Origin of the sequence: Kitasatospora sp. NPDC127067 (genome assembly GCF_042724755.1) — a bacterium.
GTDB classification, from domain to species: domain Bacteria; phylum Actinomycetota; class Actinomycetes; order Streptomycetales; family Streptomycetaceae; genus Kitasatospora; species Kitasatospora lactacystinica.
Map to the genome: position 1 here is coordinate 1 of NZ_JBHXEM010000103.1, position 14,334 is coordinate 14,334.

13 protein-coding genes are annotated in these 14,334 nt (G+C 74.3%); 6 read left to right on the forward strand and 7 right to left on the reverse strand.

Annotation, left to right across the window (positions count from 1 at the left end):
- Positions 1 to 150 precede the first annotated feature (150 nt).
- The 4 genes from ACFWJ4_RS30920 (at position 151) to ACFWJ4_RS30935 (ending at position 4,861) form a co-directional block, all read left to right on the forward strand.
- Positions 151 to 2,061 carry a RiPP maturation radical SAM C-methyltransferase gene (locus ACFWJ4_RS30920; RefSeq protein ID WP_380549767.1) on the forward strand — a complete coding sequence of 637 codons (1,911 nt, stop codon included), beginning with the start codon at positions 151 to 153 and terminating at the stop codon, positions 2,059 to 2,061.
- Positions 2,061 to 2,693, forward strand: coding sequence for a DUF5825 family protein (locus ACFWJ4_RS30925; RefSeq protein WP_380549770.1), 633 nt, complete (start codon positions 2,061 to 2,063; stop codon positions 2,691 to 2,693). Before ACFWJ4_RS30920 ends, ACFWJ4_RS30925 begins: the two co-directional genes overlap by 1 nt.
- A gap of 3 nt (positions 2,694 to 2,696) precedes the next feature.
- On the forward strand, positions 2,697 to 4,019 hold the full coding sequence (locus ACFWJ4_RS30930; RefSeq protein ID WP_380549773.1) for an MFS transporter: 1,323 nt from the start codon (positions 2,697 to 2,699) through the stop codon (positions 4,017 to 4,019).
- An 89-nt stretch (positions 4,020 to 4,108) separates the two neighbouring features.
- Complete coding sequence (locus tag ACFWJ4_RS30935) at positions 4,109 to 4,861, forward strand: SDR family oxidoreductase (protein ID WP_380549777.1); 753 nt, start codon at positions 4,109 to 4,111, stop codon at positions 4,859 to 4,861.
- Positions 4,862 to 4,924: 63 nt separating this feature from the next.
- Here ACFWJ4_RS30935 and gndA read toward each other — a convergent pair whose 3' ends face one another.
- The 5 genes from gndA to ACFWJ4_RS30960 form a co-directional block, all read right to left on the reverse strand.
- A complete protein-coding gene (gene gndA, locus ACFWJ4_RS30940) occupies positions 4,925 to 6,379 on the reverse strand; it encodes an NADP-dependent phosphogluconate dehydrogenase (RefSeq protein ID WP_380549780.1) in 1,455 nt (484 codons plus the stop codon).
- Positions 6,352 to 6,972, reverse strand: a complete 621-nt coding sequence (locus ACFWJ4_RS30945) for an MFS transporter (protein WP_380549783.1) — start codon at positions 6,970 to 6,972, stop codon at positions 6,352 to 6,354. Before ACFWJ4_RS30945 ends, gndA begins: the two co-directional genes overlap by 28 nt.
- 681 nt (positions 6,973 to 7,653) lie before the next feature.
- Positions 7,654 to 8,055 (reverse strand): TIGR03618 family F420-dependent PPOX class oxidoreductase, encoded by a 402-nt coding sequence (locus ACFWJ4_RS30950; protein ID WP_359900341.1) that lies wholly within the window; start codon positions 8,053 to 8,055, stop codon positions 7,654 to 7,656.
- Between the two features lie 60 nt (positions 8,056 to 8,115).
- The gene (locus tag ACFWJ4_RS30955) at positions 8,116 to 8,748 is read right to left on the reverse strand and encodes an MBL fold metallo-hydrolase (protein ID WP_380549785.1); all 633 of its coding nucleotides are present in this window, start codon (positions 8,746 to 8,748) and stop codon (positions 8,116 to 8,118) included.
- Entirely contained in the window at positions 8,745 to 9,830 is a 1,086-nt protein-coding gene (locus ACFWJ4_RS30960) for an S-(hydroxymethyl)mycothiol dehydrogenase (protein ID WP_380549788.1), read from the reverse strand. Before ACFWJ4_RS30960 ends, ACFWJ4_RS30955 begins: the two co-directional genes overlap by 4 nt.
- 640 nt (positions 9,831 to 10,470) lie before the next feature.
- Here ACFWJ4_RS30960 and ACFWJ4_RS30965 point away from each other — a divergent pair.
- Positions 10,471 to 11,685 carry a cytochrome P450 gene (locus tag ACFWJ4_RS30965; RefSeq protein WP_380549791.1) on the forward strand — a complete coding sequence of 405 codons (1,215 nt, stop codon included), beginning with the start codon at positions 10,471 to 10,473 and terminating at the stop codon, positions 11,683 to 11,685.
- Entirely contained in the window at positions 11,682 to 11,939 is a 258-nt protein-coding gene (locus ACFWJ4_RS30970; protein ID WP_359900334.1) for a ferredoxin, read from the forward strand. Before ACFWJ4_RS30965 ends, ACFWJ4_RS30970 begins: the two co-directional genes overlap by 4 nt.
- 95 nt (positions 11,940 to 12,034) lie before the next feature.
- On the opposite strand, the gene ACFWJ4_RS30975 is transcribed toward ACFWJ4_RS30970, so the two are convergent.
- Together ACFWJ4_RS30975 and ACFWJ4_RS30980 are read right to left on the reverse strand one after the other, a co-directional pair.
- On the reverse strand, positions 12,035 to 13,282 hold the full coding sequence (locus ACFWJ4_RS30975; protein WP_380549794.1) for an aminoglycoside phosphotransferase family protein: 1,248 nt from the start codon (positions 13,280 to 13,282) through the stop codon (positions 12,035 to 12,037).
- A 185-nt stretch (positions 13,283 to 13,467) separates the two neighbouring features.
- Positions 13,468 to 14,325 carry a PhzF family phenazine biosynthesis protein gene (locus ACFWJ4_RS30980; protein ID WP_380549835.1) on the reverse strand — a complete coding sequence of 286 codons (858 nt, stop codon included), beginning with the start codon at positions 14,323 to 14,325 and terminating at the stop codon, positions 13,468 to 13,470.
- Between the last annotated feature and the right edge of the window lie 9 nt (positions 14,326 to 14,334).

Genomic DNA, 14,334 nt, shown 5'->3' on the forward strand with positions numbered 1-14,334 from the left:
CCCACTACTAAAACACCCTCATTTTTCGCCCTCTTTTTTTTTTGTTATTTTCTTATTTCATTGTGGTCCCCCCGGCGCCCCCCCCCCCGGGGGCCCCCCCCCGCCTCTCCACTGTCCTCTTCACCGTACGAGAGTCCGAAAGGCCAGGGAATGCGTATCGCGCTCGTCTCCATGCCGTGGCAGGCCCTGGAGATGCCGTCGCTCCAGGTCGGTCTCCTGCACGCACTCGTCGCCCGGGAACGGCCGGCCGACGAGGTCGCCGAGTACCACGGGTGGCTGCGCTGGGCCGAGTTCCTGCTGGAGCACAGCGACGGCGAACTGACCCCGACGGAGTACATGACCGTCGCCGACGACCAGGTGTTCGACGGCTTCGGCGACTGGGTCTTCTCCGGCAGCCTCTACGACGACGACCAGTGGGGCACCGAGCAGCTCACCGCCTACGCGGCCCGCACCGGATCGTCGATCGACAGCCTGCTGCGGATGCGCCCGCACGCCGCGCGGTTCATCGCCGAGGCCGCCCGGGAGGTGCTCGCCACCGACCCCGACGTGGTCGGCATGACCACCACCTTCCTGCAGAACGTGCCCTCGCTCGCCCTCGCCCGGGAGATCAAGCGCCTGCGGCCCGAGGTCGTCACCGTGCTGGGCGGCAGCAACTGCGACAGCGTCATGGGCCACGCCCTGCACCGCAACCACCCCTTCCTGGACCACGTCGTGCGCGGGGAGGCCGAGAGGACCTTCCCGGCGCTGCTCGCCCACATCGAGCGCGGCACGGCCCCCGCGGACGTCCCCGGGGTCTGCTGGTGGGACGGCGCCACCTCGCGCGCCAACCGGGAGGCCAAGGGCACCGTCCCGATCGGACTGCTGCCCAGCCCCGACTTCGACGCCTGGCAGGAGTCCTTCGACTCCTCCCCGGTGGCCGAGTTCGTCGAGCCCAAGCTCGTGGTGGAGGGTGCCCGCGGCTGCTGGTGGGGCGAGAAGCACCACTGCACCTTCTGCGGGCTCAACGGCAGCCTGATGGAGTTCCGTTCGAAGAACGGCGAGCAGCTCTGGTCCGAGATCGAACGGCTCGTCCAGCGGCACAAGTTGCTCGATGTCATCACGGTCGACAACATCATCAGCATGGACTACTTCCGTGACTTCCTGCCACGGGCCGCCGACAGCGGGTGGGACCTGCGCATCCACTACGAGGTGAAGTCGAACCTCAGCCAGGACCAGATCGCCCTGCTGGGCCGCGCCCGGGTCACCCACGTCCAGCCCGGCATCGAGAGCCTGAACAGCCGGGTGCTCGGTCTGATGGACAAGGGGGTCACCGGCGCCCGCAACGTCCGTACCATGCGGGAGTGCGAGAACCACGCGCTCACCTGCGTCTGGAACTACCTCTACGGGTTCCCGGGCGAACGCGACGAGGACTACACGGAGATCATCGACCAGATGCCCGCCCTGCGCCACCTCCAGCCCCCGGGCGGTGCCACCCGCATCGCGCTGGAGCGGTTCAGCCCGCACTTCACCAACCCCGCGCTGGGCTTCACCGAGCGCCGCCCCGCCGACATCTACCAGCACGTCTACCAGCTGCCGCGGGAGGAACTGGAGGACCTGGTCTACCTGTTCGACGCCCCGGCCACCGGCATCCAGGGCGAGCTGGAACGACGGCTGGCGGAGGAGATCGACCGCTGGACGGCGGCCTACCCGTCCTCCCGGCTCCTGCTCGAACCGGCCGCGGACGGCGGCGACGGCGACGAGGAGGGGGACCTGCTCGTCCACGACGAACGCGAGGGCTGGCCGCGGCGCACCCACCGGCTGACGCACTGGCGGGCCGCCGCGTTCCGCGAGCTGGAGCACGGCCGCACGCTCCCCGCCCTGCACCGCCGCCTGGCCGAGGCCGGGTACGAGGTCCCACTGGACACGCTCACCGACTGGGGACGCGAACTCCTCGCGCACGGACTGGTGTTCAAGGACGACGACACCCTGCTCGCACTGCCCACCCGGGCGGTGCCGGTCCGCGCACCCGACCTGGACACCGCCTTCCCGGCCGCCCTCCCCACCCCCGAGGAGGTGGCGTGATGCCGATCGCCAAGCCCTCCCTCGCGGCGCCGGACCTGCCGGACCTGCCGGACACGGTCCCCCACCGGCTGGACGGCCGGCTGGTCGTCCTCGCCGCGCCGGTCCCCCTCGGCGCGGGCGGGCGGCCCGCCGCCGAGGCCGTCCGGCTGCTGCGCGAGTGCCAGAGCCACGTGCTCCCGGTGCGGTGGTCCCTGGCCCCGGACGACCCGGCGCTGCGGGACCCCTCCGCCGCCGACTTCGCCCTCCACCACCTGCACCACCTGCCGCCGCCCGCCCCGCAGGATCCCGGGACGGCCGACCCCTCCGGGGCCGCGGAGGCCGAACCCGCCCTGGCCGAGTGGCGCTCCACCTACGCGTACGGGCGGTTCTACTACCGGCAGGGACCGGGCTTCCTCCAGGTCAGGGACCGCCGGGACCCGGACGCCTCGGCCCGCTTCGCGCTGGACCACCCCGACCTGGTGGCCACCTTCCGGGCCTGCCTGACCCCCACCGCCCTGGACGACCTCAGCAGTACGGGCCGTGAGGCCGTGTCCGTCCTGGCGTCCGAAGGCCTCGTGCTCGTCACGCGGGGCTGGGCGGTGACACTGCCTCCACGCATCCGCCACTGGACCGTGCCCGACACAGGAGTCTGATACATGGGATCTTCCACGGCCGAGGAGTCGTCCGTACCCGCGGAGTCCGGCCCGCCCGCGACCCCGCCCCCGGCCCCGGAATCCGTGCCGCTGCGCCGGCACCGTCCGCTGCTGCTGCTGGTCACGGAGCAGATGACCAGCTCGGTGGGACGCCAGGTCACCGCGCTGGCGCTGCCGCTGCTGGCCATCGCCCACCTGCACGCCGGCCCGCTGGGCGCCTCGGCGCTGATGGCGATGACCTACCTGCCCGGCGTCCTGCTCAGCCCCCTCATCGGCGTCGCCGTCGACCGGGCCCGGCTACGGCGGATGCTGGTCTCGCTGTCCTGGCTGCAGGTCCCCGCCATCGGCAGCGTGCCGCTCGCGGCCGCGCTGAACGGCCTGACCTGGCCGCACCTGTTCGCCGCGGCCGCCGCCTCCGGGGCGCTGAACTCCGCCCAGAGCGTCGCGCTGCAGTCCTGTCTGCCCCGCGTGGTGCCCGCGGAACGCCTGCTGCCGGCCAACTCCTCGCTCACCGGCGCCCGGACCATCGGCCTGATCGGCGGGCCCGCGCTCGGCGGCCTCCTGATCAGCGTGATCGACCCGGCCCCGGCGCTGCTGGTCGAGTGCGCCGCCTACCTCGTCGGCGGGGCCCTGTTCCTCGCGCTGCCGACCTCCCTGAACCGGCCGGCGAACGCGGGCAGCGGCGCGCGCTCCCGCCTCGAAGCCCTACGGGAAGGCCTGGCGGTCATCCGGCGCGAGACCCTGCTGCGCCGCCAGGCCCTGGCCGCGGCCGGACTCAACCTGGGCGGCGGGGCCGGCGGCGGCCTGTTCGTCCTGTACGCCGACCGGGAACTGCAGCTGCCCCCGTGGCAGCTCGGCGCCGTCTACGCCGCGTACGCCGTCGGAATGGGCTCCGGTGTGCTGGCCGCGACCTCCGTCACCCGTTCGCTGGGCATGGCCCGGGCCATCCGGCTGTGCGCCGTGGGCGCGGGGGCCGCCCTCTTCCTCATCCCGGCGGCCTCCCTGGGGCTGCCGTTCCCGGTCCTGGTGCTGTACCAGCTGCTGTTCGGACTGCTGGCCACCGTCTGGTCGATCGCCATGACCACGGGGCGCCAACTCGTCACCCCCGCCCACCTGCTGGGCCGCGTGAACGCCTTCCTCCAGGCCGTGCTGACCGCCACCCTGCCCGTCGGCGCCTTCGTCGGCGGGTGGCTGGCCTCCCGGGTCGGCATCGTGCCGGTGCTGGTCGGGGCGGCGGCCGTCGCCCTGGCGGGCGCGAGCAGCCTCTGGTTCCCGCGCGACATGCTCGCCGAGATCGAGCGGGCGGCGGAGCGGAAGAAGGCCTGAGCCCGCCCCCGGGTCCCGCCGGCCGCTGAGCTCCGTCGTCCCCGCACCCGTCGTCCCCGCACCACGTCCCCCGAGGAACAGGAGGCCGCATGTCCGGCGCAGCGGGAACCGTGCTCATCACAGGAGCGAGCAGCGGCATCGGAGCGGCCACCGCGCGCCGGCTCGCCGCCCGCGGGCACGACCTGGTGCTGATCGCCCGGCGCGAGGAGCGCCTGAAGGCGCTGGCCGCGGAGCTGTCCGCCGACCACGGCACCGCCGCCGTCGCGGCGCCCCTGGACCTGGAGCGCACCGACGAACTGGCCGGCGCGCTGACGGACGTCCTCGCGGCCCTGCCCGGCCCGCTCGCCGGCGCGGTGCTGGCGGCCGGGCACGGCCGCGGCCACGGACCGGTGCGGGAGGCCGACAGCGCGCCGTGGGAGTCCCAGCTGCGGGTCAACCTGCTCGCCCCGATGATCGTCACGCGCCTGCTCCTGCCCGAACTGGACGCCCGGGGCGGGGACCTGGTGCTGGTCGGCTCCCTGTTCGGCACCCGGCCCTCGCCCGGCTACGCGGCCTACGCCGCCACCAAGCACGGGCTGGCGGGCTTCGTCCGCTCGCTCGCCGAGGAGGAACGGCCGCCCGGCGGCTGTCGGATCTGCCTGATCTCCCCCGGCGCCACCAACACCGAGTTCGCCTCGGTCCTGTCCGGGGCCGCCGCCCCGCGCGTCCACCAGGTCACCGACTGGCCGTACCACCCGCTGCTCGCCGAGGACGTGGCGGCCGCCGTCGCATGGGCGATGGGCCGCCCCGGCCACGCCCGGATCGCGGAGATCACCCTCGACGCCACCGACGCCCGGTACTGAGCCGCCCCGGTACCGAGCCGCCCCGAACGCGCGGCCGCGACGGCCGGGCCGGCCGGTGACGCGCTACGCCGTCCCGCCGTCCGTCCGCACCTCGGGGCGGCCGGGCTCGGCCCAGCGCGTGTGGAAGCTGCCCGGACGGTCGGTGCGGCGGTAGGTGTGGGCGCCGAAGAAGTCGCGCTGCCCCTGGATCAGCGCGGCGGGCAGGTGCTCGCTGCGCAGGGTGTCGTAGAAGGCGAGCGCGGCGGAGAACGCCGGCACGGGGATGCCGTGCTGGGCCGCGCCGGCCACCACCGTGCGCCAGGCCGCCTGGGCGTCGGAGACCTCGGACGCGAACTGCTCCTCGGCGAGCAGGCTGACCAGGTCGGGGTTGGCGGCGTGGGCGGCGCGGATCCGGTCGAGGAACGCGGCGCGGATGATGCAGCCGCCGCGCCAGATCCTCGCCACCGCCCCCAGGTCGATGTCCCAGCCGTACTCGGCCGCGGCGTCGCGGATCATGGTCCAGCCCTGGTCGTAGGCGATGACCTTCGACGCGTAGAGGGCCTGTTCGACGTCGCGGGTGAAGCGCTCGGCCTCGTGCGGGCGCAGTTCCTGCCGGGTCCCCCCGGGCAGCGACCAGTAGGCCGCCCGCAGTTCGGCCCGGGCGGAGGCGACCCGGGCGAAGGTGGCCTGGGCGATGGCGGTGACCGGGGACCCGAGGTCGAGGGCGGTCTGCACCGTCCAGCGTCCGGTGCCCTTCTGCTCCGCGGCGTCCTGGACGATGTCGACGAAGGGCCTGCCGGTGGCGGCGTCGGTGTGGGCGAGCACCTCGGCGGTGATCTCGATCAGGTAGGAGTCGAGCCGCCCCTTGTTCCAGTTCCGGAAGGTCTCGGCGATCTCGGCCGGGGTGTACCCGCCGACCTCCCGCAGGAGGTGGTAGGCCTCGGCGATGAGTTGCATGTCGGCGTACTCGATGCCGTTGTGCACCATCTTCACGAAGTGGCCGGCCCCGTCGGTGCCGATGTGGGTGCAGCACGGATCGCCGTCCACGTGGGCGCTGATCCGCTCCAGCATCGGGCCGAGGACGGCGTAGGACTCGGCGGAGCCGCCGGGCATGACCGAGGGGCCGTGCAGCGCGCCCTCCTCCCCGCCGGAGACGCCGCTGCCGACGAAGTGGATGCCGCGTTCGCGCAGCGCCCGCTCCCGGCGGCGGGTGTCGGCGAAGTGCGCGTTGCCGCCGTCGATGATCATGTCGCCCGCTTCCAGCAGCGGGGCGAACTCCTCGATGACCTCGTCGGTGGCCTGCCCGGCCTTCACCATGATCAGGAGCCGGCGGGGCCGTTCCAGCGCGGCCACCAGCTCCTGCGGCGAGCCCGCCGGGACGAACGCGCCCTCGTGGCCGAACTCCTCGACCAGCGCCGTGGTCCGTCCCGGCGTGCGGTTGTGCACCGCGACCGTGTAGCCGTTGCGGGCGAAGTTCCGCGCCAGGTTGCGGCCCATCACCGCGAGCCCCGTCACGCCGATCTGTGCGGATGCCTCCATGGGCGGGTGCTTCCTTCCTCGGGGAGTCCCCCGGCCGGGCCGGCGGGTCCTGCGCCGCGGCCGCCCGGGCCGGCCGTACCCATGCTCACAACCCGCGCCCTCCCGCCGCGCGGGGAACTCCCCCGTTCAGGTGAGACCACGGTGAGCAACTGGTAACCGGACAGGGCGAGGTTGGACGCCGCTCCGAAGAGCGCCAGGCTCCGCAGGAAGGGGTCGCCGAAGAGCAGCCCCAGTCCTTCCCGGATCTCCTTGGCCATGGCGCCGCGCGGTCGTTCGACCCGCTCGGGAGCGGCCTCCCGGTGCCGGATGCCGACCAGGCAGAGCGTCGCGAGCAGGAAGGTCGTCGTGTTGGCCAGCATCCGGCTGGCCGCGCCCGCGAGTTGGATGAGCAGGCCGCCACAGCCGAGCCCGACGATCTGCGCCGCGGAGGCGCTGCCCTGGAGCTTGGCGTTGCCCTCGGCCTGGTCCTCCGGCTTCACCAGGTCCGGCAGGTAGGCGGTGTACGAGGTCTGGAAGAACACCGCGGTGGCGCCCGCGAGCAAGGCCACGAGCAGGAGTTGACCGACCTTCAGCACCCTCGCCCAGGCCGCCACGGGAACTCTGGCGAAGAGCGCGACGGCATGGCGCCGCGGTCGCCCCAGGGCAGTTGGATCGCGATCAGAACCTCTGAACCGAGAACACGGTCATCGACCCCGCGGGGTCGTCGTGCCGGGTCGCCGGGGAAATGCGTGCGGCCCGAATCCGGGGCCGGCCACTGAAGGGTTCGGCAGGGCGGCGGCTTCCGCTGCCGGCGGCGAATGGGCAGCACAAGGGCCCGGCTTTCCGACGCCTGTTCACGCGTCGACGAGCCGCTATCGCCGGGCCGTCACACCATCGGCCGCACCTGCGGGCCACCGGCACCGCGTCTCCGACCGGAGAACGGCGGGATGCCGTCCGGCACTCCCGCACACCGATCCGTCCCCCACTCCCGAGTGCTCACATTCGGGTACGCGGAATTCGCGTCCCCGGCGTCGTTCCCCCGAGTTCGCCGAGGCGGGTGTACTGATACCCATCGCCTCCGCTTGACCATGCGCGGCCAATCAGGTCACATCAACGCGCCGTCATGGAAGAAGTTGTGGAGGCAAGTTCGCAGCTTTCCATAACGGCATTCACGTCACCGACGGTGACGAATCCGCCACCGTTTCAGGTGATTCCGGTGCTGGGGGCGGCCGTCGCCCGTACGGCAACACCGGCACCAGGCACCAGGCACCAGCCGGATCCCCGGGCGGGCGCGCTCAGGCCCGGCCGAGGACGCGGTCGACGGTGATCTCGATGACCACCCGGTCCGGATTGACCCGCGGCTCCCGGTAGCGCTCGGCGTAGCGGCGCTCCGCCTCGGCGACCTGCTCGGGCTCGTCGCGGACGACCGCCACCCCCTCCAGGGTCGACCAACGGGCCCGGTCCACCTGGCAGACCGCGACCCGCTGGCCCCCGGGCCCGGCCTCGGCGACGTTGCGGGCCTTGCGACTGGTGCGACTGGTGATCACCCGGGCGGTGCCCGTCTCCGGCTGGTACGTCACACCCACGGGCACCACGTGCGGGGTGCCGTCCGGGCGGGTGGTGGTCAGCGTGGAGATGTGCCGCTCCCGCCAGAAGGCGAGGAAGGAGTCGTCGAGGTCGCGCGGGTCATGGGCCATGATCGCGATGGTACGGCCCCCCGGGGAACGGGCGTTCCCCGGGGGCGTACGGGCGGGGCGTCAGTGCCCGCGCGCGATCCACTCCGGCAGGGCCGGGGCCTCGGCGCCGATGGTGGTCGGGTCGCCGTGGCCGGTGCGCACCACGGTCTCGGCCGGGAGCGTCAGCAGCCGCTCGCGGATCGAGTCGATGATCGTCGGGAAGTGCGAGAACGACCGGCCGGTGGCTCCCGGCCCCCCGTGGAACAGGGTGTCGCCGGTGAAGACGGTGCCCAGCCCGGGCGCGTACAGGCAGACCGCGCCCGGCGCGTGCCCCGGGGTGTGCAGCACGGTCAGCTCGGTGCCGGCCACCTCGATCCGCTGGCCGTCGGCCAGTTCGCCGTCCGGCAGCCGCTCGGGGTGGGTGAGCTTCCACAGCGGAAGGTCGTCCGGGTGCAGCAGGATCGGCGCACCGGTGCGGGCGGCGAGCGCCGGGGCCGCGTCGATGTGGTCGTTGTGCGCGTGGGTGGAGACGATCGCCAGCAGCCGGCGCCCGCCGAGCGCGGCCTCGATGGCCTCGGCGTCGTGCGCGGCGTCGATCACCACCGCCTCCTCGTCGTTCCCGACGATCCAGACGTTGTTCTCCACCTCCCAGCTGCCGCCGTCGAGCTCGAAGGTCCCGGCGGTCACCAGCCGGTCGACGCGGGCCGAGGTCACAGGACCACCACCGAACGCAGGACGTCGCCCTGGTGCATGCGCTCGAAGGCCTGCTCCACGGAGTCGAGCCCGATGGTCTCGGTGACGAAGGCACCGAGGTCCAGGCGGCCCTGGAGGTAGAGGTCGATCAGCATCGGGAAGTCCCGCGAGGGCAGGCAGTCGCCGTACCAGGAGGACTTCAGCGCGCCGCCGCGGCCGAAGACGTCGAGCAGCGGGAGCTCCAGCGTCATCTCCGGGGTCGGCACGCCGACCAGGACGACGGTGCCGGCCAGGTCCCGGGCGTAGAAGGCCTGCTTGTAGGTCTCCGGACGGCCGACCGCCTCGACCACCACGTCCGCGCCGTTGCCGCCGGTCAGTTCGCGGATCGCCTCGACCGGGTCGGTGGTGCGGGAGTTGACGGTGTGGGTGGCGCCCAGCCCGCGGGCGGTCTCCAGCTTGCGGTCGTCGATGTCCACCGCGATGATCTTCGCGGCGCCCGCCAGCCGGGAGCCCATCACGGCCGCGCCGCCGACGCCGCCGCAGCCGATCACCGCGACCGAGTCGCCCCGGCCCACGTTGCCGGTGTTGATCGCGGCGCCGAGGCCCGCCATCACGCCGCAGCCCAGCAGGCCCGCGACGGCCGGGTCGGCCGCCGGGTCCACCTTGGTGCACTGGCCGGCCGCGACCAGGGTCTTCTCGGCGAACGCGCCGATGCCCAGGGCCGGGGACAGCTCGGTGCCGTCCAGCAGCGTCATCCGCTGCTTCGCGTTGTGGGTGTTGAAGCAGTACTGCGGGCGGCCCCGCTTGCAGGCGCGGCACTGGCCGCACACCGCACGCCAGTTGAGGACCACGAAGTCACCGGGCTCGACCTCGGTGACGCCCTCGCCGACCGACTCCACGATGCCCGCGGCCTCGTGGCCGAGCAGGAACGGGAACTCGTCGTTGATACCGCCCTCCCGGTAGTGGAGGTCGGTGTGGCAGACGCCGCACGCCTGGATCCGGACCACGGCCTCGCCCGGGCCAGGGTCCGGCACCACGATCGTGGTCACCTCCACGGGCGCGCCCTTGGCGCGCGCGATGACTGCCTTGACCTGCTGGGGCATCCGATTCCACCTCCGTCTGCCGGTGCGGCTCTGCACCGGCGTGACCTGCGACAACACGACTGCAAGACGAACTGCCCACGAAGCGTATCGCCCGCCCGGCCGGTCACCCGCGGAGCGTCCCGGGCGATCCCGCACGACACGGTGTGATACGGCTCACCGGACCTGCCGGCGGCGCGTCCGACAGCGCTGCCACGGCCCGCGGGCTCTCCCGCGGCATGTGCCGCCCGGGTATCCGCCGAGCGCCCGGGACCGCCCGGCGCGGCCCTGAGGACGGGGGCGCACGGGCGGCGCTGAGCGCCTGTCAGCGCTCCTCGAAGTGCCCGGAAAGCACCGGCGTTGGCTGGAAGTGCCGCAGACGGGCGCCCCGCCCCCCACGTACGGTCGTAGCTGAGACGGTCCACGCGACCACGCTCAGCACACCCGCCCCACCCGTCGGCGCGCGACCGCGCACCGACCGCGCCGGGTGCGCACCGACCGTGCACCCGCGCGCATTTCGCGCCACACCCCGTAGGAGCCCGACCGAACCCCGGCCCGTGTCGAGCCGCCAGCCGGCCGCATCACCCGTCCCCCGCACGATCCCCGGATTCACCCCCCGTCGGGTCGCGTCCCGCGGCCCACCGCCCTGGAGTCTGGAGTACGGATGTCCACCGAGAACAGTGCGACCAGCGCCGGCACCGCCCCGCTCCCCCCGCTGCACTGCATGCGCCGACTCGAACCCGGCCCGCCCCGCCTCGCCGCGCTGCCCACCGGCACGCCGGTCTGGCTGGTCAGCCGGCACGCCGACGTGCGCCAGGTGCTGACCGACCCGCGACTGGGCCGCGCCCCGCTCTACGCGCCGGACGCCCCGCCGATCACGGTCACGCCCAACATCCTCGACGACCCGCAGAGCATGCTGAACATCGACGGCACCGAGCACCAGCGGCTGCGCCGCACCGTGCAGCGGGCCTTCACCCCGCGCGCGATCGAGCGCTGGCGGCCCTGGGTGGCCTCGGTGGTCGAGTCGCTGATCGATGAGCTGATCGACCACGGCTCCCCCGCCGACATCATCGCCGGCTACTCCCGCCCGCTGCCCGTCGCCGTGATCAGCCGGCTGATGGGCCTGGACAACCTGGACAGCAAGCGGCTCGCGCACTGGAGCGACCACGCGCTCTCCACCACCGCCCACAGCGCCGAGGCGATCGTCACCGCGATGACCGAGTTCGCCGCCTTCGGCGCCGAGGTGATCGCCGAACGCCGGGCCGCCCCCGGCGAGGACCTGGTCAGCGGGCTGCTCACGGCCGCCGCCGAGGACGGCTCGATCACCGAGGGCCAGCTGGTCGTCCTGGTCATCGGCCTGGTCGTGGCCGGCCACGAGACCACCATGACCAGCCTCGGCAACGCCCTGGTCTACCTGCTCCAGGACGGCCGCGACGCCTGGCAGCGGCTCTCCTCCGACGAGGCCAGCGCCGCCGCCGCGACCGAGCAGTTGCTGCGCGCCGTCCCGCTCGGCGACCGCCAGGAGCACATGCCCGGACTGATGCGCCGCACCGTCGAGGACGTCGAGATCGGCGGTGTGGTCATCCCGGCCGGCAGCGTGGTCGCCGCCGACGCGAACGCCGCCAACCACGACCCGGAGGCCTTCACCGGGGACCTGCGCACCGAGCTGTTCTCCCCGCTGGCCGCCCCCATGCTCACCTTCGGCGCCGGGCCGCACCACTGCCTGGGCGCCTGGCTGGCCCGGATGGAGCTGGAACTCGCCCTGCACCGGCTGGCCCGCCGGCTGCCCGCCCTGCGGCTGGCCGACCCGGTCGACCGGATCGACTGGCGGCGCGGCCTGCTCACCCGCAGCCCGAACTCCCTGCGGGTGGAGTGGTGACGGGCCGTGCGGACACCGAGCCGGTGGTCGTCCGGGTCGACCGCGACCGCTGCATCGGCTCCGGGATGTGCGCCCTCAGCGCCCCCGACTCGCTGGTCCTCGGTTCCGACGGGCTGGCCGCACCGCTGGCCGAGTACGCGGACGGCGGCGCGGAGCCGACGGACGGGCTGACCGAGGCGGTGGACTTCTGCCCGGTCGAGGCGCTCAGCCTCCACTCGGCGCGCGGCGGCTACCGGATCGCCCCCGCCGAGTGAACGCGCCCGGTGGTGCCCGCCGCGACGACCGCGACGGGCACCACCGGCGGTTCCGAGGGCCCGGGCGCCGGCGTCGGCCGTCGCACCCCGGCCGGCTACCTCCGCCCGGCGACCGGGCCGCAGGCCAGTACGGCGCGCAGCTCGGCGGCCGGGTCGCCCTCGTGGTACGGGCGTTCGCTCGGCTCGATGTGGTCCAGGAACTCCTGGTAGCGCAGCGCGTAGGACAAGTGGTGGAGCGGCTCGGCGAGTTCGAGGGCCCGGCGCGGGTCCGAGCCGGGGGCGTGGCGCCGCCAGGCCTCCGCCCAGACCGCGGCGTGGTGCCGCCAGGCCTCCGGGCCGAGGTAGGCGCGGGGGCGCAGCCCGTCCAGGGCCGGATGACCGAGGCAGGAGTCGGCGTAGTCGACGACCACCGTGCTCCCGCCGTCGGACCGCCAGTTGCCGGGGTGGAAGTCGCCGTGCAGCAGGGTCTCCGGCAGGCCGCAGGCGGCGAGTCGGTCCAGCAGCCCGGGCAGGTCGGCGGCGAAGCCGGCCAGGCGGTCCAGCTCCTCGGGCGTCAGGTCGGTCTCCTCCGCGAGCCGGTCCAGCAGGGCCGTCAGCTGGGCCGCCAGGGCGCGCGGGGTGCGGTCGCGCAGTGCGGCCAGGTCGTCCGGACGGCCGGCGAGCGCGGCCTGGGCGGCGACCAGCCGGGGGACGACGTCGGCGACGGTCCCGGCGGAGGGGTTCCAGCAGTCCTCGCCGGGGACGTGGTCGAGCAGCAGCCGCCCACCGGAGGGGTCGGCGGCGAGGACGGTCGGGACGAGCGTGCGGTCGACGCCGCCGAGCAGCGCGATGACCTCGCCCTCGTGGGCGTTGAACGCCGGCGTCGTGGTCTTCAGCCAGGCGTCCACGCCGGTCGCGGTGGGGAGGCGGAAGAGGCCGGAGAGGTTCCAGGTCCGGATCTGCCGGGCGGGCCCGGCCGCCGGACGACCGACGGCGGCGAGTTCCGCCTCCGCCCAGTCCAGCGCCGACCGCAGCCCTTCCGGCGTGGCCCAGGCGGCGCGGCGCTCGGCGGGGCCGAGCAGCGCGGCCGTCCCCGCTTCCGGGGGCCGGGAGTCGAGCGCCCTCGGCCGCTCGCTCGCCTCGGCGTGGTAGCGCACCCGCCCGCCGTGGCCCGGCTCCTCGCTCCGCCCGTCGACCAGCCGCGCCACCAGCACCGGCACCCCGGCCGACGCCGCCGCCCGCGCGACCACCTCGTCCACGGAGGACCACCAGCCGAGCTCCACCTCGAAGGGCCCCAGCTGCCCGAAGTACTCGTCGCCGTAGGTGAGATCGACCGTCACGGTCCGGTTGCTCGCTCGCTGCATCGGAGCAGCTTCGCCCACCGGGGCGGGCCCGTGCCAACGGTTTTCCGCCCGCACCGGCCGGGCGGGGCAGACCTGGGCCGGTGACACGGCGATCGAGCACGGTGGTGCTGATGTGCGGTCAGGAGCCCCGGGGCGAGGGCGAGCAGGTCCTGCTCCAGCCCACGCCGTCCTGAGGCCCGGAACCGCTAGCCGATCGCCACGGCCGTGCCGGAGACCCGTACCCGGGTGTCCTCCGTCCGCAGCTCGACCCGCAGGACGCCCGGGCGGCCCAGGTCCTCGCCCTGGTGGAGCGTCAGCACGGCCGGGGCCGTCACCGCGCCGAGCTCCCGCAGGTACGCGCCGAAGGCGGCAGCGGCGGCGCCGGTGGCCGGGTCCTCGACCACGCCGCCGACCGGGAACGGGGCGCGGACGTGGAAGACCTCGGGGGCCTCCCGCCAGGCGAGCTGCAGGGTGACCAGGTCGCGGGCGCGCATGTACGCGGCGAGGCCGTCGAAGTCGTAGTCGAGCCGGGCCAGCCGCTCGCGGGTGGCGACCGGCAGGACGAGGTGCCGGGCGCCCGCGTAGGCGACACGGGGCGGCAGGACCGGGTCGAGGTCGTCGGCGGACCAGCCGAGCAGGGCGAGCGCCTGCGCCACGTCGGCCGCCGGCACCTCCTCGACCTTCGGCTCGACGCTGGTGAGGGTGGCGCGCAACAGCCCGTCGGCCCCGCGCTCGACCTCGACCGGGACGTCCCCGGCCGCGGTCACGAAGACGTACCGTCCGGGGCCGGTGTGCTCGGCGAGGGCGACGGCGGAGCCGACCGTCGCGTGCCCGCAGAACGGCACCTCGGCGAGCGGGCTGAAGTACCGCACCCGGTAGGTGCCTTCGGTCGGGCCGGCGGTCAGGAAGGCGGTCTCGGAGTACCCGACCTCGGCGGCGACGGCGAGCATCCGCTCGTCGGTCAGTCCGGTGGCGTCGAGCACCACGCCGGCCGGGTTGCCGCCCTCGGGGCGGGTGGCGAAGGCGGCGTAGCGGAGGATCTCGGGAGTGGCGTCGTCGATCATGACCGGACG